This is a genomic window from Pseudomonas sp. FG6, from assembly GCF_057809015.1.
Genome location: NZ_JBMDJD010000011.1, coordinates 1 through 19611 on the forward strand (window position 1 = coordinate 1; position 19611 = coordinate 19611).

Consider the following 19611-nt stretch of genomic DNA (forward strand, 5'->3'; position numbering starts at 1 on the left):
TGGGCAGCCGTATCGCGATCATGAAGGACGGCAAGATCATCCAGTACAGCAAGCCGGAAGAGATCGTACTGAACCCGGCGGACGACTATGTGCGCACCTTCGTAGCCCACACCAACCCGCTCAACGTGCTCTGCGGCCGCAGCCTGATGCGCACCCTGGACAACTGCAAGCGCATCAACGGTTCGGTGTGCCTGGACCCGGGCGGCGACTCGTGGCTCGACCTGGCCGAAGGCAACACCATCAAGGGCGCCCGGCAGAACGGCGCGGCACTGGACCTGCAGAACTGGGCACCGGGCCAGGCCGTCGAAGACTTGGGCCGTCGTCCAACCCTGGTGGATTCCAACATCGGCATGCGCGAAGCCTTGCAGATCCGCTACCAGACCGGCAACAAACTGGTGCTCCACGACAACCAGAAGGTCGTCGGGATCCTCGGCGACAGCGAGCTGTACCACGCATTGCTTGGCAAGAACCTGGGCTGATCCGCAACCCTGTGTGAGCGAGCCTGCTCGCGATAGCGTCGCCTCAGTCGACATCAGATTGACTGACCTACCGCCATCGCGAGCAGGCTCGCTCCCACAGGGTTTTACTTTGGGAAACAGGTGCTTTTAGGCCTTGGAATACGGCTCCTTTTTTATTGATTGAATGTTCAATTAAAACAAAATAGACTGCGTTCACGAAGCCGGCGCCTGTCTGCCGGAGGATCCAAGGAGATGTACCCGATGCCCAAGGTCGGTATGCAACCCATCCGCCGCCAGCAATTGATCGACGCCACGCTGCAAGCCGTCGACCAGGTCGGCATGGGGGACGCCAGCATTGCGCTGATTGCCCGTTTGGCCGGTGTTTCCAACGGCATCATCAGTCACTACTTCCAGGACAAGAACGGCCTGATCGCAGCGACGGCCCAGTACCTGATGACGGTCCTGAGCGAGAACATCACCGCGCGCCGCCTGGCCTTGGTGGACACGAGCCCGCGGGCTCACTTGAAGGTCATCATCGAAGGCAACTTCGACGCCAGCCAGGTCAGTGGCCCGGCAAGGAAAACCTGGTTGGCTTTCTGGGCCACCAGCATGCATCACCCGTCTTTGCACAGGTTGCAGCGGATCAACGATCACCGCCTGTATTCCAACCTGTGTTGCCAGTTCCGCCGCGTGTTGCCCCTGGACGAGGCACGCAACGCGGCACGGGGCCTGGCCGCCCTGATTGACGGTTTGTGGCTGCGCGGGGCGCTGTCGGGCGATGCGTTCGACACCACCCAGGCGCACCGCATCGCTTACGAATACATGGATTTCCAACTGGCCAAGGCAGGGGCGCCAGAGCACACAGAATCGCTCGACTCCTGAACCGCCACCGAGCCGCACAGTCAGCTATAGACGACACGCCCGGTGGCAAGCCAACCACTCAAATGCACTTGCGAGGACTTTATGGCCCGTTTCGAACTGCAAAAACTCTACATCGATGGCGCGTACACCGATGCCAGCGGCGACGCCACTTTCGAAGCCATCAACCCAGCCAACGGTGAAGTGCTCGCCCAGGTGCAGCGCGCGACGTTCGCCGACGTCGAGCGGGCTGTAGTCAGCGCCGAAAAAGGCCAGAAAGTCTGGGCTGCCATGACCGCCATGCAGCGTTCGCGCATCCTGCGTCGCGCCGTGGACATCCTGCGCGAACGCAACGACGAGTTGGCGGCCCTGGAAACCCTGGACACCGGCAAGGCCTACTCCGAAACCCGCTACGTCGACATCGTCACCGGCGCCGACGTGCTCGAATACTACGCCGGCCTGGTGCCCGCCATCGAAGGCGAGCAGATCCCGTTGCGCGACACCTCGTTCGTCTACACCCGCCGCGAGCCCCTGGGCGTTGTGGCCGGTATCGGCGCGTGGAACTACCCGATCCAGATCGCCCTGTGGAAATCCGCACCGGCCCTGGCGGCGGGTAACGCGATGATTTTCAAGCCCAGCGAAGTCACCTCGCTGACCACCCTGAAGCTGGCCGAGATCTACACCGAAGCCGGTGTTCCAGCAGGCGTCTTCAACGTGTTGACCGGCAGCGGCCGCGAAGTCGGCACCTGGCTGACCGAGCACCCGCGCATCGAAAAAGTGTCCTTCACCGGCGGCACCGACACCGGCAAGAAAGTCATGGCCAGCGCTTCGAGTTCTTCGCTCAAGGACGTGACCATGGAACTGGGCGGCAAGTCGCCGCTGATCATCTGCGACGACGCCGACCTGGATCGTGCCGCCGACACCGCGATGATGGCCAACTTCTACAGCTCCGGCCAGGTCTGCACCAACGGCACCCGCGTGTTCGTGCCGAGCCACCTCAAGGCGGCCTTCGAAGCCAAGATCGTCGAGCGCGTGGCGCGCATTCGCGTCGGCAATCCCCAGGACGAGAACACCAACTTCGGTCCGCTGGTCAGCTTCGCCCACATGGAAAGCGTGTTGGGCTACATCGAGAAAGGCAAGGCCGAAGGCGCACGACTGCTGTGCGGCGGCGCTCGCTTGACCGAGGGCGAATTCGCCAAGGGCGCGTTCGTGGCCCCGACTGTGTTCACCGACTGCACCGACGAGATGACCATCGTGCGCGAAGAAATCTTCGGCCCGGTGATGAGCATCCTCACCTATGAAACCGAAGAGCAAGTGATCCGCCGCGCCAACGACACCGACTTCGGCCTGGCCGCCGGCGTCGTGACCCGCGACCTGAACCGCGCCCACCGCATCATCCATCAGCTGGAAGCTGGTATCTGCTGGATCAACGCCTGGGGCGAGTCCGACGCCAAGATGCCGGTCGGCGGCTACAAGCAATCGGGCGTGGGCCGTGAGAACGGCATCAGCTCGCTGAACAACTTCACGCGCATCAAATCGGTACAGGTCGAGTTGGGCGAATACACGTCGGTGTTCTGATCTGAAATGAGGCCTTGAGTGAACGCCGTTGTGGCGAGGGAGCTTGCTCCCGCTGGGCCGCGAAGCGGCCCCACTTCAGGCACCCAGGCCATTCAGACAGAACATGGTCGCCGTGTTTACGACTGCTGCGCAGTCGAGCGCGAGCAAGCTCCCTCGCCACAGGGAATGCGGCACCCGGCAGACCACGACCTGAACCCAATTCAAAAAGAGGGTGCATTTCATGTCCCAAGAATTCGACTACATCATCATCGGTGCCGGCTCGGCCGGTAACACCCTGGCCACCCGCCTCACCGAAGACGAGGGCGTCACCGTCCTGCTTCTCGAAGCCGGCGGCCCGGACTATCGCCTGGATTTTCGCACGCAGATGCCCGCTGCCCTCGCCTTCCCGTTGCAGGGCCGGCGCTACAACTGGGCCTACGAGACCGACCCGGAGCCGCACATGGACGGCCGCCGCATGGAGTGTGGTCGCGGCAAGGGCCTGGGCGGTTCGTCGCTGATCAACGGCATGTGCTACATCCGCGGCAACGCCCTGGACTATGACAACTGGGCGAAACTGCCAGGCCTGGAAGACTGGACCTACCTCGACTGCCTGCCCTACTTTCGCAAGGCCGAAACCCGCGACATCGGCCCGAACGACTACCACGGCGGCGACGGTCCGGTCAGCGTGACCACGCCCAAGGCCGGCAATAACCCGCTGTTCCACGCCATGGTCGAAGCCGGTGTGCAGGCCGGTTACCCAAAAACCTGCGACCTCAACGGCTACCAGCAGGAAGGTTTCGGCCCGATGGACCGCACCGTCACGCCAAACGGTCGTCGCTCCAGCACCGCTCGCGGTTACCTGGACATCGCCAAGAAGCGCTCGACCCTGACCATCATCACCCACGCGCTGACCGACAAGATTCTCTTCGAAGGCAAGCGTGCGGTTGGCGTGCGCTACCTGGTGGGCGCCGCCGAGGAACGCGTCGAAGCCCGCGCCCGCAAGGAAGTGCTGCTGTGCTCCGGCGCCATCGCCTCGCCGCAAATCCTCCAGCGCTCTGGCGTCGGCCCGGCCAAGTTGTTGCAAAGCCTCGACATTCCGGTGGTCCACGACCTGCCGGGCGTCGGTGAAAACCTGCAGGATCACCTTGAGCTGTACCTGCAATACGCCTGCACCCAACCGGTCTCGCTGTACCCTTCGCTGCTCTGGTACAACCAGCCGGCCATCGGTGCCGAGTGGCTGTTCAACGGCACCGGGATTGGCGCCAGCAACCAGTTCGAGGCCGGCGGTTTCATCCGCACCCGCCCGGAATTCGAGTGGCCGAACATCCAGTATCACTTCCTGCCGGTGGCGATTAACTACAACGGCAGCAACGGTGTGAAAGAGCACGGATTCCAGGCGCACATGGGCTCCATGCGCTCGCCAAGCCGTGGCCGGATCCAGGCGAAATCCAAGGACCCGCGCCAGCACCCGAGCATCCTCTTCAACTACATGGCCACCGAGCAGGACTGGCAGGAGTTCCGTGACGGCATCCGCCTGACCCGCGAGATCATGCAGCAGCCGGCGCTCGATGCGTTCCGGGGGCGCGAGATCAGCCCGGGCATCGAGGTGCAGACCGACGCACAGTTGGACAAATTCATCCGCGAGCACGCCGAAACCGCGTTCCACCCGTCCTGCTCGTGCAAGATGGGCACCGATAACATGGCGGTGGTCGATGGCGAAGGCCGTGTGCATGGCATGCAGGGCCTGCGTGTGGTCGACGCCTCGATCATGCCGATCATCACCACCGGTAACCTGAACGCGCCGACGATCATGATGGCCGAAAAAATCGCCGACAAGATCCGCGGCCGCAAGCCCCTACCCCGCAGCACCGCGCCGTACTATGTGGCCGGCGATGCGTCGGTGAAGGGCAAGCCGCTGCGTGAAGTAGCGCCAACCGCGTAGTAAGACCGCGGCGCGACAATCGCGAGCAGGCTCGCTCCCACAGGGATCCCGTTGTGAGCACATATGTTGTGCCCAACACAGATCCCATGTGGGAGCGAGCCTGCTCCGGGCGGCGATCCGACGATGGCGTCCAGCCTGACACCCCAAATGCCCATCTGTCTTGATCCCTCCCCCGCCCAGGCCTACTCTAGAGCCGCCGCGTCAATGCGCCGCACCTGGCAGCAATCGCCACTCCAGACAAGGAGGTTCCATGTTCGACTTCCACCCCCAGCTCAAGCAGCGTTTTGCTGCCTTGCGCACGGGCGCCGAATTCTTTTCCCTGCGTTACGTGCGCGAGTCCGGCCAGCATCTGTCGGTACGCAAGAACGTCGCCGAGCCACCGAGCCTGGGCCGTGACGAAGGTGCGATGCTCACCGTGCGGGTCAATGGCGTCGAGGCCTATGCCTCCACCAACGACCTGTCCCAGGCCGGCCTGCAAGCGGCGCTGGAACGAGCGGAGCAGCAAGCCCGCCGTCTCAAGCCCCATGCGCTGCTGGATCTGCGCGAGCAAGCGGTGTCCAGCGACCGCGCCGATTACTTCTCGCCGCATTTCGACCAAGCCTTCCCTGCTCTGAGCGATTGCTATGAGTTGCTCGGCACCGAATCCGCCGCGGTGCCTGCGGACGAGCGCCTGGTGAACTGGCAGGCCAGTATCGGCCTGACCCAGGTCGAACAGATCTACCTCAACAGTGCCGGCGCCGAACTGCGCCAGGCCCAGCGCTTTGTCTACCCGGCACTGGAGGTCACCGCCTTCGATGGTCACGACAGCCAGACCCGCACCCTGGGCCGCGAGAACTTCGGCCAGCAGGGCGGCTTCGATGTCATCAGCCGCTGCGGCCTGATCGGTGCCGGACCGAAAATCGCCGACCAGGCCCTGCAACTGCTGCTGGCCCCGAACACCCCGCAAGGTCCGCGCGACCTGCTGCTGATGCCCGATCAGATGATGCTGCAGATCCATGAATCCATCGGCCATCCGCTGGAACTGGACCGCATCCTGGGGGACGAGCGCAATTACGCCGGCACCAGCTTCGTCAAGGCCAGCGACTTCGGGCACCTGCAATACGGCTCCAGCCTGTTGAACGTGACCTTCGATCCGGACATTCCCGAAGAACTGGCCAGCTACAGCCACGATGACGACGGCAGCGCCGCCCACAAACAGTTCCTGATCCGTGAAGGCTTGCTGCTGCGCCCATTGGGCGGCGCGCTGTCGCAGTTTCGCGCCGGGCTCGACGGCGTCGCCAACAGCCGCGCCTGTGGCTGGAACCGCCCGCCCATCGACCGCATGGCGAACCTGAACATCGAGCCGGGCGATCAATCCCTCGCCCAGTTGATCCAAGGCATCGAGCATGGCGTGCTGATGCGCACCAACCGTTCCTGGTCCATCGACGACGCCCGCAACAAATTCCAGTTCGGCTGCGAATGGGGCCAATTGATCGAAAACGGCGAGCTCAAGGGCGTGGTGAAGAACCCCAACTACCGGGGCATTTCCGCGCAATTCTGGAAGAGCCTGCGCGCGGTCGGCGATGCCAGTACCCGCCAGGTACTGGGCACGCCCAACTGCGGCAAGGGGGAGCCGAACCAGGTCATTCGCGTCGGGCACGCGTCGCCGGCCTGCGTATTCAGCAACGTTGATGTGTTTGGGGGGGATGCCTGATGAGCACCGTCAACGATAATCAAGCCGCAGCGTTCAAAGCCCTGGTCGACTGGCTGCGCGGTGCATTGCATGCGCCTGAACAGTTCACCCTCGGCTACGCCGCCGAATCCTCGGCCTTCGTGCGCTTCAACCACGCCAAGGTCCGCCAGGCCGGGCACGTGCAACAGGCCAACGTCAGTTTCAAACTGATCGACGACGGTCGTCACGCCGACTTGCAGATCACCTTGTCCGGCGACACCGAGACCGACCTGCAGCGCCTGCGCGAAGGCCTGCAACAGCTGCGTGAAACCCTGCCGCTGCTGCCCCGTGATCCGTATCTGCTGCTCAACCATAACCATTGGCAGAGCAGCAACGTGCAGGAGCATCCGCTGCCGGACACCGAGCAGGCCGTGGCTGAAATCATCCGCGCCGCCGAAGGCCTGGACCTGGTCGGTTTCTACGCCGCCGGGCCTATCAGCCGTGGTTTCGCCAGTTCTTCGGGAGCGTTCGGCTGGCACCAGGCCAACAGCTTCAACTTCGATTTCAGCCTGTTCCATGAGAACGGCCAGGCGGTCAAAGCCAGTTACGCCGGCCAGCAGTGGAGCAGCGACGGATTTGCCCGACGCTTCGAACAGGCCCGCCAGCAGCTGGAGTTCCTGGGGCGCCCGCTGCGCACGCTGGCGCCTGGCGAATACCGCGCCTACCTGGCGCCGGCTGCCCTGGAAGAGATCATGGGCATGCTCAGTTGGGGCGGGTTCTCGGCCCGGGCGATCGCCAGCAAGCAGAGCCCGCTGCAAAAGTTCTACGCCGACGAGGCCAGCTTCAGCCCGGCAGTGTGGTTGAGCGAGCAGGTCAGCGGCTCCTTGAGCCCGGCGTTTTCCGACGAAGGTTATCCCCGCGATGACCTGGCGCTGATCGCCAAGGGCACCGCCAACGCCCGACTGGTCAACTCACGCAGCGCGGCCGAGTACGGCCTCACCGCCAACGGTTCGAGCAGCTACGAATACCCCACGGCGCTGGTCATGAAAGAGGGGCAACTGGAGCAAGCCGAACTCCTCGAACGCCTCGGCACCGGGCTGTACATCAGTAACCTCTGGTACCTGAACTATTCCGACCAGCCGGCCGCGCGCCTGACGGGCATGACCCGCTTCGCCACGTTCTGGGTCGAGAACGGCCAGATCGTGGCGCCGGTCAGCACCATGCGCTTCGACGACAGTGCCTACAGCCTGCTGGGCTCGCAGCTCGAAGGCCTGACCCGGGAGCGGGAACTTCTGCTCTCGGCCAGCACCTACAGCCAACGCGCCACGGCCTCAATGCTGCTGCCGGGGGCACTGGTCAAGCGGTTGACCCTGACCCTGTAAAAGCATCGCGGGCAAGCCTTGCTCCCACAGGATGTGCGCCATACATGTGGGAGCAAGGCTTGCCCGCGATGAAGCCAACAGACACCCGAACACAAACAAGAGGCCCCATGCCCAACCGCGCACCGCTCGACGCCGTCACCGCTCGCTGGCTTCCGTGGGTGGTGGCGATTGCTTTCTTCATGCAATCGCTGGACGGAACCATCCTCAACACCGCGCTGCCCGCCATGGCCAGCGACCTGGCGGAAAACCCGCTGCGCATGCAGGGCGTGATCATCGCCTACATGCTCACCGTGGCCCTGCTGATCCCGGCCTCGGGCTGGATCGCCGATCGCTTCGGCACCAAGAAGATCTTCTTCGGGGCGATCCTGCTGTTCAGCTTCGGCTCGTTGCTGTGCGCCCTGTCCAGTTCGCTGAGCATGCTGGTGGGTGCACGGGTGATCCAGGGCCTGGGCGGTGCGCTGATGTTGCCGGTGGGCAGGCTGGTGGTGCTGCGCGCGTATCCGCGTTCGGAACTGGTGCGAATCATGGGCTTCATCACGATCCCCGGGCTGCTCGGCCCGCTGATCGGCCCGACCATGGGCGGTTGGATGGTGCAATACCTGACCTGGCACTGGATCTTCATCATCAACCTGCCCGTGGGTGTGATCGGCTGCTATGCCGTGTGGAAGTTCATCCCCGACCTGCGCGGCAGCGAGCGCACCCGCTTCGATGGCCTGGGCTTCTTGCTGTTCGGTGCGGCGATGGTGTTGATCACCATCGCCATGGAGGGCCTGGGTGAACTGCACCTGCCGCACCTGCGGGTGATGTTGCTGCTGTTCGGCGGCATGGCCTGCCTGGCGGCCTATTGGTTGCGGGCCGGACACGTCGAGAACGCGCTGTTCCCGCCTTCGCTGTTCAAGACCCGGACCTTCGCCGTGGGCATCCTCGGCAACCTGTTCGCTCGCCTGGGCAGCGGCGCCCTGCCGTTCCTGGTGCCGTTGCTGCTGCAAGTCGCCCTGGGCTATTCCCCGTCCCAGGCGGGGATGAGCATGCTGCCCCTGGCGGCCGCGGCGATGGTCGCCAAGTCCGTGGCCCGGCCGCTGATCGAGCGCCTGGGCTATCGCATCGTCCTGACCGGCAACACCCTGGCCCTGGGCCTGATGCTGGCGAGCATGGGCCTGGTCAGCGAACAGACACCGTACTGGCTGCTGCTGGCGCAACTGGCGGTGCTGGGGGCGATCAACTCGCTGCAATTCACCGCAATGAACACCGTGACCCTCATCGACCTCGACGACGCCAGCGCCAGCAGCGGCAACAGCCTGCTGTCGGTGGTCGCGCAACTGTCCCTGAGCCTCGGCGTGGCCTGCGCCGGCGCCCTGCTCGGCGGCTTCACTGCCCAAGTGGGCAACGACGGCGTGGAGACGGTGCTGGGGGCTTTCCAGCTGACGTTCGTGACGGTGGGGATCATGGCGATGCTGGCGGCGACGATTTTTTCGCAGCTGTCGAAGCAGGATGGGCGGCGGGACAAGCGGCCGGATGAGCATATCGAGCACTAGACCCCAATCTCAATGGCGAGCAAGGCATCTGTGGGAGCAAGGCTTGCCCGCGATGCAGGCAACGCGGTTTTCCTGAAGACCGCACTGCCTGCATCGCGAGCAAGCTTTGCTCCCACAAAAAAGAAACCAAGGCGAACGCTCTACCTTCACAGCTCGTCCAGATCTTTCGAGTAAGTGGCACGAGGCTGCTACACTGCGCGACATTTTGTTTTGCAGGCCTGTCCCGTGACCACCATTGCCACCGCTTTCAACACTTTGCCGCTGTCCGCCGCCATGCTGGCCAACCTCGAATCGCTCGGGTACGCCCAGATGACGCCGATCCAGGCGCAGAGCTTGCCGGTGATCCTCAAGGGCATGGACCTGATCGCCCAGGCCAAGACCGGCAGCGGCAAGACCGCCGCCTTCGGCATCGGCCTGCTGAACCCGATCAACCCACGTTTCTTCGGTTGCCAGGCCCTGGTGATGTGCCCGACCCGCGAACTGGCCGACCAGGTCGCCAAGGAAATCCGCCGCCTGGCCCGCGCCGAAGACAACATCAAGGTCCTGACCCTGTGCGGTGGCGTGTCCTTCGGCCCGCAGATCGCCTCGCTGGAACACGGCGCCCACATCATCGTCGGCACGCCGGGGCGCATCCAGCAGCACCTGCGCAAGGGTTCGCTGGTGCTCGACGGCCTCAACACACTGATCCTCGACGAAGCCGACCGCATGCTCGACATGGGCTTCTACGACGCCATCGAAGACATCATCCAGCAGACCCCGGAACGCCGCCAGACGCTGCTGTTCTCCGCCACCTACCCGGTGGGCATCAAGCAGTTGTCGTCCAAGTTCATGCGCAACCCACAGCAGGTCAAGGTCGAAGCACTGCATTGCGACACGCAGATCGAGCAGCGTTTCTACGAGATCGCCCCCGAGCAGCGCATGGACGCGGTGGGCAAGGTCCTGGCGCATTTCCGTCCAGCCTCCTGCGTGGCGTTCTGCTTCACCAAGCAACAGGTCCAGGAGACCGTCGATCATCTGGTGTCCAAGGGTATCTCGGCCGTCGGCCTGCACGGTGATCTGGAACAGCGTGACCGCGACCAGGTGCTGGCGATGTTCGCCAACCGCAGCACCTCGGTGCTGGTGGCCACCGACGTGGCGGCCCGCGGCCTGGACATCGACGCCCTGGACATGGTGATCAACGTCGAACTGGCACGGGACTCGGAAATTCACATCCACCGCGTCGGCCGTACCGGTCGTGCCGGTGAGAAAGGCCTCGCCATCAGCCTGGTGGCGCCGTCCGAAGCCCATCGCGCCCAGGCCATCGAGCAATTGCAGAAAGCGCCCCTGAACTGGGACCAGTTGGACACACTCAAGCCCCAGGCCGGCGGCCCGCTGCTGCCGGCCATGAGCACCCTGTGCATCGCCGCCGGACGCAAAGACAAAGTCCGCCCCGGCGACATCCTCGGCGCCCTGACCGGCGACGCTGGCATCCCGGGTACCCAGGTCGGCAAGATCGCGATCTTCGACTTCCAGGCCTACGTGGCGGTGGAGCGCGGCATTGCCAAGCAGGCGCTCAAGCGCTTGAACGAGGGCAAGATCAAGGGGCGTTCGTTGCGGGTGCGGATCCTCTGATCATTATTGACTCACCCTGTGGCGAGGGAGCTTGCTCCCGCTGGGCTGCGCAGCAGCCCTAAAAGCTATAAACGCGTTTCTTCAGACATTTCGCGTTCGTTGGTTTTGCGACCGCTTCGCGCTCGAGCGGGAGCAAGCTCCCTCGCCACAAGAGCAAATTCCTGCCGGCCCCAGACATTTAGAGGACACCGTTTTGCGCTCTACCGAAGTCGTGATCATTGGCGCTGGCGCCGCTGGGCTGATGTGCGGGCTGACTGCCGCCGGGCGTGGGCGACAGGTGATGTTGCTCGACCATGCCAACAAGGCCGGCAAGAAAATCCTCATGTCGGGCGGCGGGCGCTGCAATTTCACCAATATGTACACCGAGCCGGCCAACTTCCTCTCGCAGAACCCGCACTTTTGCAAATCGGCCCTGGCCCGCTACACCCAATGGGACTTCATCGCCCTGGTGGCCAAGCACGGCGTGCCGTATCACGAAAAAAAGCTCGGCCAGTTGTTCTGCGATAACAAGTCCAGCGACATCCTGGGCATCCTGCTGGATGAATGCGAGCAAGCCGGCGTCGATCTGCGCCTGGACACCTCGATCACCCACATCGAAAAGACCGAAGACGGCTACCTGCTGCAAACCACCCTCGGCACCGTAGCCTGCCAATCGCTGGTGATCGCCACTGGCGGGCTGTCGATCCCGACCTTGGGCGCCACCGGTTTCGGCTACCAAGTGGCCAAACAATTCGGCCATCAATTGCTGCCCACCCGCGCCGGGCTGGTGCCGTTCACCATTACCGACCAGCTCAAGGCCTTGTGCACCGAGCTCTCGGGCACCTCGGTCGATTGCCTGGTGAGCTGCAACGAGCAGAGTTTTCGCGAGAACATCCTGTTCACCCACCGCGGCCTGAGCGGTCCGGCGATCTTGCAGATCTCCTCGTTCTGGGAACCGGGGGACACGGTGCAGATCAACCTGCTGCCCGATCACGACGTGCCGCAATGGCTGGCACAACAACAGGCCGAACGCCCCAACAGTGAGCTCAAGACCCTGCTGGGGGAGCTGTTCACCAAGAAAATGGCCAACCTGCTGGCCGACACCTGGTTCGTCTCCAAGCCCATGAAGCAATACACCCACGCGGAGCTGGCAGACATCGCCGAAAAATTGGCGAACTGGAACGTCGTCCCGGCCGGCACCGAAGGCTACCGCACCGCCGAAGTCACCCTGGGCGGCGTCGACACCCGGGAAGTCTCCTCCAAGACCATGCAATCGCTGAAAAGCCCCGGGCTGTATTTCATCGGCGAAGTGCTGGACGTCACCGGCCACCTGGGCGGCTTCAACTTCCAGTGGGCGTGGGCATCGGGCTATGCCGCCGCGCAATACGTCTGACACACACCCCCCCTGTGGGAGCGGGCTGTGTGGGAGCAAGGCTTGCCCGCGATGAAAACGCCGCGGTCTCTTGAGGACCGCAGCGCCTGGATCGCGAGCAAGCTTTGCTCCCACACAGCCCGCTCCCACACAGGGTCGAGTAGCGGGGCTGCGGAACACTTTTTGCTGTCAGATGTGATCGCCGCCATTGCGTCGGCGTCATTACTGCCTCAATTTAGTGTCATCGCCCGTCAGGCCCGCGCATTTCATGTCATCGACCTCATTCAGCCAGTCTCTGCGTCGCCTTTGGGCGTTGGATAAGTTCAGCTACAGCGTACGGGTGTTCATCGCCCTGACCGGCAGCATGGCGCTGTGCTGGTACCTGGATCAGATGGTGCTGCTGATCCCCTTGTTCCTGGGGATTATCGCCAGCGCCCTGGCCGAGACCGACGACACCTGGCAAGGCCGCCTCAATGCGCTGGCCGTGACCCTGGTGTGCTTCACCATCGCCGCGCTGTCGGTGGAGTTGCTGTTCCCCTATCCCTGGCTGTTCATCATCGCCCTGGCCCTGGCGGCCTTCGGCCTGACCATGCTCGGCGCCCTGGGCGAACGTTATGGCGCGATTGCCTCGGCCACGCTGATTCTTTCGGTCTACACCGTGATCGGCGTGGACCAGCGCGGTGGCACGGTCAACGACTTCTGGCACGAGCCCGTGCTGCTGGTGGCCGGTGCCGCGTGGTACGGCTTGCTCTCGGTGCTTTGGCAGGCGCTGTTTTCCAACCAGCCGGTGCAGCAAAGCCTGGCGCGGTTGTTCCGCGAACTGGGGAGCTACCTGAAGCTCAAATCGACGCTGCTCGAGCCGATCCGCCAACTGGACATCGAAGCCCGACGCCTGGAGCTGGCCCAGCAGAACGGTCGCGTAGTGGCCGCCCTCAACGCGGCGAAGGAAATCATCCTGCACCGCGTGGGCAACGGCCGACCGGGCTCGAAAGTCAGCCGCTACCTCAAGCTCTACTTCCTCGCCCAGGACATCCACGAGCGCGCCAGTTCCTCCCACTACCCCTACAACGCATTGGCCGAAGCCTTCTTCCACAGCGACGTACTGTTTCGCTGCCAGCGCCTGTTGCGCCAGCAAGGCAAGGCCTGCCAGGCGCTTGGCGAATCGATCCAGATGCGCCAGCCATTCGTCTACGACGACAGCTTCGCCGAGGCGCTGAACGATCTGCACGCTTCCCTGGAACACTTGCGCATCCAGAGCAACCCAGCCTGGCGCGGCTTGCTGCGCTCACTGCGGGCCCTGTCGGTGAACCTGGCCACCATGGACCGCCTGCTCAGCGACGCGAGCAACCCCGATGCCCTGGCCGACGCCACCGACAGCAGCCTGCTGGACCGCTCGCCGCGCAACCTCAAGGACATCTGGCTGCGCCTGCGCACGCAGCTCACGCCGACCTCGCTGCTGTTCCGCCATGCCCTGCGCCTGCCCCTAGCCCTGAGCGTGGGTTACGCCCTGGTGCACGTGATCCACCCGTCCCAGGGTTACTGGATCATCCTCACCACGCTGTTCGTCTGCCAGCCAAGCTACGGCGCCACCCGGCGCAAACTCGGCCAGCGGATCGTCGGCACCGCCATCGGCCTGACGGTGGCCTGGGCGCTGTTCGACCTGTTCCCCAACCCGCTGGTGCAATCGTGCTTCGCCATCGCCGCCGGCGTGCTGTTCTTCACCAACCGCACAACGCGCTACACCTTGGCGACGGCGGCGATCACCGTCATGGTGCTGTTCTGCTTCAACCAGGTGGGCGACGGCTACGGGCTGCTGCTACCACGGCTGTTCGATACCTTGCTCGGCAGCCTGATCGCCGGGGTCGCGGTGTTCCTGTTCCTGCCAGACTGGCAAGGCCGCCGGTTGAACAAGGTGCTGGCCAACACGCTGACCTGCAACAGCATCTACCTGCGCCAGATCATGCAGCAGTACGCCGCCGGCAAAAGTGACGACCTGGCCTACCGCCTGGCCCGGCGCAACGCCCACAACGCCGACGCCGCGCTGTCCACCACGTTGGCGAACATGCTGATGGAGCCGGGGCATTTCCGTAAGGAGGCCGATGTCGGGTTCCGCTTCCTGGTGCTCTCCCATACCCTGCTCAGCTACCTGTCAGGCCTGGGCGCCCACCGGGGCACCGAACTGCCGGCGCAGGTGCGTGAGCAACTGATCGAGGGTGCGGGGGTGAAACTGGCCACGAGCATCGACGAAATCGCCCTGGGCCTGGCGAGCAAAGCGCCGATCGACATCCAGAGCGACGCGGAGGAAACCCTCGCCAGTGAGCTGGAGCAGATGCCCGATGAAATCGATGAAGGCCAGCGGCTGGTGCAGACGCAACTGGCGCTGATCTGTCGTCAGTTGGGGCCGTTGCGCACGTTGGCAGCGCATTTGATCAAGGACACCAGTGAGGCTTGAGGGCTGTGGTGTTCTCGAGGCCCTATCGCGAGCAGGCTCGCGATAGGGCCACAGGCGCTACATCCCATGCGCCTTCAACAACTGTTCATAACTCCCGTCCGCCTTCATCGCCGCAATCTCCCGATCGAACCCCGCCACAATCTGCTCATGCTCGGGGTTCTTCAGGCTGACCAGGATGTGCAGGCTGTTCTCGCCCAAGGGCTTGGGCACGAACTCCACGGCATTGCGCACCTTGGGGGATTCGCGGGCCAGGTAATAGCGCGCGACATACTCGTCTTCCAGCGTCAGCTTCACGCGGTCGGCCGCCAGCATCCGCACGGCCATCGCGAAGTTATGCACAGGGACTTTCTGCATTTGCTGGTCGTCATCGAATTCCTTGGTGTAGGCATAACCGCGCACCACGGCGATGGGATAGGCTCGCAATTGCTCCAGGCTGTCGAACTGGATCGTCTCGTCCTTGCGCTTGAGGAAGCACACGCGATTGAGCAGGTATTCGGCCGAGAACTGGCCTATGCGAGTGCGTTCCTCGGCATACCAGGCATTGACCAGCACGTCATAACGGCCCTCGCCGATGCCCAGCATCGCCCGGGCCCAGGGCACCTGTTCGAATTCACTGGCATAACCGGCACGGGCCAGGGCGGTGCTGACGATATCGGTCGCCAGGCCACCATTGACCAACGTGGAGTCGGTGAACGGCGGCCAACCATCGGCCACCAGCCGTAACTTCTGCGCACAGGCGTTGTGGCTCAACAACAGCAACCCGACCAAAGCAAGAGCTCGATGCAATCGCGGCATGCCAAACATCCTTGACGGGTTCATAGCCCGGTTGGTTTTTAGCCGTCACTCAAAAGACATCCTTGGGTGTCCGGTCCTAACATTAGCTCATTGAAACCGCTGCGCAGCCCTGGAACGAAGATTACACAAAGAGGACACGGCTGCGACAGCGGGGTGATGGCATTTTGTCTTTTCCAGACGATTCATCCGCCCGACCGAAAAGAGACTTCCACCCACAGCACGCTTAATATCGGCATCAGGTTCTCGAGGAAATTCAAAATGGACATCGAATGGGTCTGCAAACACCACAGTGACCTGAGCAAGGAGCAGCTGTACGCCATCCTCAAGTTGCGCGCCGAAGTATTCGTCGTCGAGCAGAACTGCGCCTACCAGGACGTTGACGGTCTCGATCTGGAAGGGGACACCTGCCATCTGATGGCCTGGCAGGACAATCACCTGGTGGCCTATCTGCGCCTGCTCGACCCGCACTCGCGCAACAGCGACGTGGTGATCGGCCGGGTGATCATCGCCCCCCAGGTCCGCGGCCAGGGGTTGGGTCACACCCTGATGGAACAAGCCCTCAAGCAGGCCGAACTGCATTGGCCCGGCACGCCGGTTTCATTGTCGGCCCAGGCGCATCTTCAGGGGTACTACGGACGGTATGGGTTTGCGGTGGTGGGTGTGGAATACCTGGAGGATGGGATTCCACACATTGGCATGCATCGGCCTTGAGGGCCTGCTCCGGGCGGCGTTCCGACGATGAGGCCAGCCCAGACACCCCCAATATTCAGGGATACTCAAGCACCGCCTTGATCCGCTGCAGATTCCCCTCGATCCACCCCCGATCGATCGCCCCCCAATCGCGAATCCGATACCGCCCGGCATGGTTACGGGCGCCCTCTTGCTGCTCGAACTCACAAACGATATCCAGGTCCGCCAGGGCCGCCACGGTGTCCTGGGCTGTGCGCCGTGGCATGCCGGTGGCTTCGGTGAGGGCCGGGACGTTGCAGGCCATGCCGCTGTCGATCAGGTAAGCCACGTACAAACGTCGGTAGAAACTGCTTTTGGTCTTGCTGACGTCCATTCAGTCATTCCTTGTGTTGTTGCAAGTCCCGCCAGGTCAGGTACACCCGCAGGTCGAATTCCAATTGGTGATAGCCGGGCAGCATGTGCTCACAGAGCTGGTAGAACGCCTTGTTGTGGTCCGATTCCTTGAAGTGCGCCAGCTCGTGCACCACGATCATCTTCAGGAACTGCGGGGCAGCGTCCTTGAACAGCGCGGCGATGCGAATTTCCTTCTTGGCCTTGAGCTTGCCGCCCTGCACTCGCGAAACCGTGCTGTGCAGGCCGAGGGCGCGATGGGTCAGGTCGAGGCGGTTGTCGAACAGCACCTTGTCGATGGCCGGTGCGTTGCGCAGGTATTGCTGCTTGAGTTCCAGCGCATAGCCGTACAAGGCCTTGTCGCTCTGGATCGAATGCCGCTGCGGATAACGCTGCTGCAGGTAATCGCCCAGCCGATCCTGGGCAATCAATTGCTGCACTTGGGCTTGCAGGGTGGCGGGATAGGCCTGGAGGTACTTAAGCGCGGTCATCGGGCAGCCACACAGTCACGAAAGGCTGCCAGTGTAGCGAATTCAGGCCTGCACCGCGCTCCAGTCAAAGGGCTTGGCAAAGGTGCCGGTATCGTCGGCCATCAACGGCCGCGCCACCAGGAAGCCTTGCACGTACTCACAGCCGTGGGCTTGCAGCCACTGATATTGCTCCAGAGTCTCCACGCCTTCGGCGATCACCCGCAAACCCAGTTGCGTACACAGGTCGATCACGGCGGCGGCCAACGCGGCATCCCGGGGTGAAGCCGGCAGGCGCGCGATCAAATGTCGGTCGAGCTTGAGCGTATCGAGTTCGAGGTCGCGCAGATGCGCCAATGAACACGGCCCCGAACCGAAATCATCCAGGGCCACCCGAACCCCAAGGTGACGCAAGAGTTGCAGTTGCTTCTGGGTTTCTTCGGGGTTGCGCATCAGCGCATCCTCGGTCACCTCGACCTCCAACTGCCGGGGCTGCAAGGCGTGGCGCTCCAATACCTGGCGCAACTCGGTCACCAGGTTGGGCATGCCGAACTGAGTGCTGCTCAGGCTCACCGCCAACACCAGGTCGTCGGAGAAAATCTGCTCCCATATTTTGCGCTGGGCCGCGCTGCGATGGTAAATCCAGCTGCCCAGTTGGCTGATCAACCGCGCCTCCTCCAGCAACGGCAGGAACAGCCCCGGCGGTACATCGCCGACGCTCGGATGCTGCCAGCGCAACAACGCCTCGAACCCACGGATCCTTCCGTCGAAGATGCCCACCTGGGGCTGATAGACCATGTTGAAGTCACGGTTCTCGATGGCCGAGCGCACGCTTTCTTCAAGCATCAGCCGCGAACGGGCCCGGCCGTTCATTTCATGATCGTAAAAGCGGTATTGCTGGCGGCCGGCACGCTTGGCCTCGTACATGGCAATGTCGGAGGCACGCAGCAGACCGTCGAGATTGGCACCGCAATCGGGATACGTCGCAATCCCGATACTGGCCCCCAGCGCCACGTCCATGCCTTCGATCTGCTGGCAGATCGCGACCCGCTCGATCAGCTTCTCGGCGATCTTGGCCGCTTGCTCGGGGAACTCCAGATCCAGCAACGCCGTGAATTCGTCACCGCCAAGGCGCGCCAGGATGTCGAACGGACGCAGGCAGGCCTTCAGCTGCTCCGACACCCAGCGTAACACCCGGTCACCGGCATCGTGGCCCAGGGAGTCATTGACGCGCTTGAAGCCGTCGAGGTCCAGGTACAGCAGCACCCAATTGCTTTCCAGCCGTTCGCTGCGCATCAGCAGGTTTTCCGCCGTCTGGTAAAAGCCCCGGCGGTTGAGCAAACCGGTCAGCGGGTCGGTGACGGCCTGGTATTCGAGTTGCTGGTGCAGGTGCCGTATCACCGACATGTCCTGCAAGGTCACCACCATGGCCTTCTGCTCCAACGGCAGCGGCGCAGAGGACAACGCCACCGACACCGGCTGGCCGGGCGCGGTCCGCAACACCGCATCGTGCAAGCGCAGGATCTCGCCACGGCGATAGGCCTGCAGGATCGTGGAGTCGGTCCAATCGGGGATGTGAGGGCTTTGCAGGTAATCCAGGAACGGCATCCCTTGCAACTGCTCGGCCGTGGCGTTGAGCAGGCGGCAGGTCGACGGGTTGGCGAAGCGGATCGAGCCGTCCTCATTCACCACGACAATCCCCTCGGCGGCGTTGTCCAGCACCGAGGCGTTGAAGGCCCTGGCGGCTTCCAGGTCATGGCTCAGGCGCTGCAAGGCCCGGCGATTACGCTGGTGCTCCAGCAACGCCTGGACCTTGGGCTTGAGGATTTGTGGATCGAAGGGTTTGAACAGGTAATCCACCGCGCCGTTGGCGTAGCCCTTGATCACCGCATCCTGGGATTGTTCGTTGGCGGTCAGGAAAATGATCGGTGTCAGCCGCGTGCGCTGGCTGCCGCGCATCAGGCGCGCCACCTCGAAACCGTCCATTTCAGGCATCTGAACGTCCAGCAGAACCAGGTCGATTTCATGCTCGAGCAGCAGGTTGAGGGCCTCGAAACCCGAGGACGCGGTCATCACCCGCCAATCCTGACGCTGCAACAACGCTCGCATGCTGAGCAGGTTTTCAGGGTAATCATCAACGATCAATAGGACGGAGCTTTGTTCATCAAGCTTAGGCTGCGCGCATTCCATGCTGCTTCTCTTATCGGGTCGCCCTGTCCGTTTTATGTACTGGAACGGACAAAATACTGTGATCTCACTCTAGACCGGGATTTTGAAAAGCAGTAGCTGTCATCAAGCCATCATCCGGACAAAGCCCGAAATAGCCGACTAACGGTCACCCCTCTCAGGCACAAAAGCTGCAACAGCCCTGACTGACGATCACTTGACGTCAATCATCCGCCGGACGGTGACCCATCCTGCGGGATCAGACCCTTCCAAATGCCCGGAGTAGAGCCTCCCGCTTTGGTTAGA

General features: G+C 63.1%; 15 protein-coding genes. 11 read left to right on the forward strand and 4 right to left on the reverse strand.

Annotated features, from left to right (window positions below; translation table 11 throughout):
* The 10 genes from ACODSJ_RS09220 to yccS form a co-directional block, all read left to right on the forward strand.
* Window positions 1-479 (forward strand): ATP-binding cassette domain-containing protein (locus ACODSJ_RS09220; RefSeq protein ID WP_489101426.1); only part of this gene is annotated, 479 nt, incomplete at its 5' end.
* 240 nt (window positions 480-719) lie between these two features.
* A complete protein-coding gene (gene betI, locus ACODSJ_RS09225) occupies window positions 720-1340 on the forward strand; it encodes a transcriptional regulator BetI (protein ID WP_489101427.1) in 621 nt (206 codons plus the stop codon).
* A gap of 81 nt (window positions 1341-1421) precedes the next feature.
* Complete coding sequence (gene betB, locus ACODSJ_RS09230) at window positions 1422-2894, forward strand: betaine-aldehyde dehydrogenase (protein WP_489101428.1); 1473 nt, start codon at window positions 1422-1424, stop codon at window positions 2892-2894.
* Window positions 2895-3114: 220 nt separating this feature from the next.
* Entirely contained in the window at window positions 3115-4815 is a 1701-nt protein-coding gene (gene betA, locus ACODSJ_RS09235; RefSeq protein WP_489101429.1) for a choline dehydrogenase, read from the forward strand.
* A gap of 250 nt (window positions 4816-5065) precedes the next feature.
* The gene (locus ACODSJ_RS09240; protein ID WP_489101430.1) at window positions 5066-6508 is read left to right on the forward strand and encodes a TldD/PmbA family protein; all 1443 of its coding nucleotides are present in this window, start codon (window positions 5066-5068) and stop codon (window positions 6506-6508) included.
* A complete protein-coding gene (locus tag ACODSJ_RS09245) occupies window positions 6508-7848 on the forward strand; it encodes a TldD/PmbA family protein (RefSeq protein WP_489101431.1) in 1341 nt (446 codons plus the stop codon). Before ACODSJ_RS09240 ends, ACODSJ_RS09245 begins: the two co-directional genes overlap by 1 nt.
* A gap of 68 nt (window positions 7849-7916) precedes the next feature.
* Complete coding sequence (mdtD, locus tag ACODSJ_RS09250) at window positions 7917-9383, forward strand: multidrug transporter subunit MdtD (RefSeq protein WP_489101432.1); 1467 nt, start codon at window positions 7917-7919, stop codon at window positions 9381-9383.
* A gap of 273 nt (window positions 9384-9656) precedes the next feature.
* Window positions 9657-10994: an ATP-dependent RNA helicase DbpA gene (gene dbpA / locus ACODSJ_RS09255; RefSeq protein WP_489101555.1), complete on the forward strand. Its 1338-nt coding sequence runs from the start codon at window positions 9657-9659 to the stop codon at window positions 10992-10994.
* Between the two features lie 193 nt (window positions 10995-11187).
* On the forward strand, window positions 11188-12366 hold the full coding sequence (locus ACODSJ_RS09260; RefSeq protein WP_489101433.1) for a BaiN/RdsA family NAD(P)/FAD-dependent oxidoreductase: 1179 nt from the start codon (window positions 11188-11190) through the stop codon (window positions 12364-12366).
* A 247-nt stretch (window positions 12367-12613) separates the two neighbouring features.
* Window positions 12614-14797, forward strand: a complete 2184-nt coding sequence (yccS, locus tag ACODSJ_RS09265; RefSeq protein WP_489101434.1) for a YccS family putative transporter — start codon at window positions 12614-12616, stop codon at window positions 14795-14797.
* A gap of 57 nt (window positions 14798-14854) precedes the next feature.
* Here yccS and ACODSJ_RS09270 read toward each other — a convergent pair whose 3' ends face one another.
* The gene (locus ACODSJ_RS09270) at window positions 14855-15592 is read right to left on the reverse strand and encodes a substrate-binding periplasmic protein (RefSeq protein ID WP_489101435.1); all 738 of its coding nucleotides are present in this window, start codon (window positions 15590-15592) and stop codon (window positions 14855-14857) included.
* Window positions 15593-15850: 258 nt separating this feature from the next.
* Here ACODSJ_RS09270 and ACODSJ_RS09275 point away from each other — a divergent pair, with 258 nt between their 5' ends.
* Window positions 15851-16303 carry a GNAT family N-acetyltransferase gene (locus ACODSJ_RS09275; RefSeq protein WP_489101436.1) on the forward strand — a complete coding sequence of 151 codons (453 nt, stop codon included), beginning with the start codon at window positions 15851-15853 and terminating at the stop codon, window positions 16301-16303.
* Window positions 16304-16358: 55 nt separating this feature from the next.
* Here the strand turns inward: ACODSJ_RS09275 and ACODSJ_RS09280 are convergent, their stop codons facing one another.
* From ACODSJ_RS09280 to ACODSJ_RS09290, 3 genes are read right to left on the reverse strand one after another with little or no spacing between them, the layout of a single operon-like run.
* Window positions 16359-16655 (reverse strand): winged helix-turn-helix domain-containing protein, encoded by a 297-nt coding sequence (locus ACODSJ_RS09280; protein ID WP_489101437.1) that lies wholly within the window; start codon window positions 16653-16655, stop codon window positions 16359-16361.
* A 4-nt stretch (window positions 16656-16659) separates the two neighbouring features.
* Window positions 16660-17163, reverse strand: coding sequence for a M48 metallopeptidase family protein (locus ACODSJ_RS09285; RefSeq protein ID WP_489101438.1), 504 nt, complete (start codon window positions 17161-17163; stop codon window positions 16660-16662).
* A gap of 42 nt (window positions 17164-17205) precedes the next feature.
* Window positions 17206-19329, reverse strand: a complete 2124-nt coding sequence (locus ACODSJ_RS09290) for a putative bifunctional diguanylate cyclase/phosphodiesterase (protein WP_489101439.1) — start codon at window positions 19327-19329, stop codon at window positions 17206-17208.
* Window positions 19330-19611 lie beyond the last annotated feature (282 nt).

Excerpts from the sequence above, each read along its gene's own strand:
- betI (WP_489101427.1), top strand. The coding sequence starts at position 720 with ATGCCCAAGGTCGGTATGCAACCCATCCGCCGCCAGCAATTGATCGAC.
- betB (WP_489101428.1), top strand. The coding sequence starts at position 1,422 with ATGGCCCGTTTCGAACTGCAAAAACTCTACATCGATGGCGCGTACACC.
- betA (WP_489101429.1), top strand. The coding sequence starts at position 3,115 with ATGTCCCAAGAATTCGACTACATCATCATCGGTGCCGGCTCGGCCGGT.
- ACODSJ_RS09240 (WP_489101430.1), top strand. The coding sequence starts at position 5,066 with ATGTTCGACTTCCACCCCCAGCTCAAGCAGCGTTTTGCTGCCTTGCGC.
- ACODSJ_RS09245 (WP_489101431.1), top strand. The coding sequence starts at position 6,508 with ATGAGCACCGTCAACGATAATCAAGCCGCAGCGTTCAAAGCCCTGGTC.
- mdtD (WP_489101432.1), top strand. The coding sequence starts at position 7,917 with ATGAAGCCAACAGACACCCGAACACAAACAAGAGGCCCCATGCCCAAC.
- dbpA (WP_489101555.1), top strand. The coding sequence starts at position 9,657 with ATGCTGGCCAACCTCGAATCGCTCGGGTACGCCCAGATGACGCCGATC.
- yccS (WP_489101434.1), top strand. The coding sequence starts at position 12,614 with ATGTCATCGACCTCATTCAGCCAGTCTCTGCGTCGCCTTTGGGCGTTG.
- ACODSJ_RS09270 (WP_489101435.1), bottom strand. The coding sequence starts at position 15,592 with ATGCCGCGATTGCATCGAGCTCTTGCTTTGGTCGGGTTGCTGTTGTTG.
- ACODSJ_RS09275 (WP_489101436.1), top strand. The coding sequence starts at position 15,851 with ATGGACATCGAATGGGTCTGCAAACACCACAGTGACCTGAGCAAGGAG.
- ACODSJ_RS09280 (WP_489101437.1), bottom strand. The coding sequence starts at position 16,655 with ATGGACGTCAGCAAGACCAAAAGCAGTTTCTACCGACGTTTGTACGTG.
- ACODSJ_RS09285 (WP_489101438.1), bottom strand. The coding sequence starts at position 17,163 with ATGACCGCGCTTAAGTACCTCCAGGCCTATCCCGCCACCCTGCAAGCC.
- ACODSJ_RS09290 (WP_489101439.1), bottom strand. The coding sequence starts at position 19,329 with ATGGAATGCGCGCAGCCTAAGCTTGATGAACAAAGCTCCGTCCTATTG.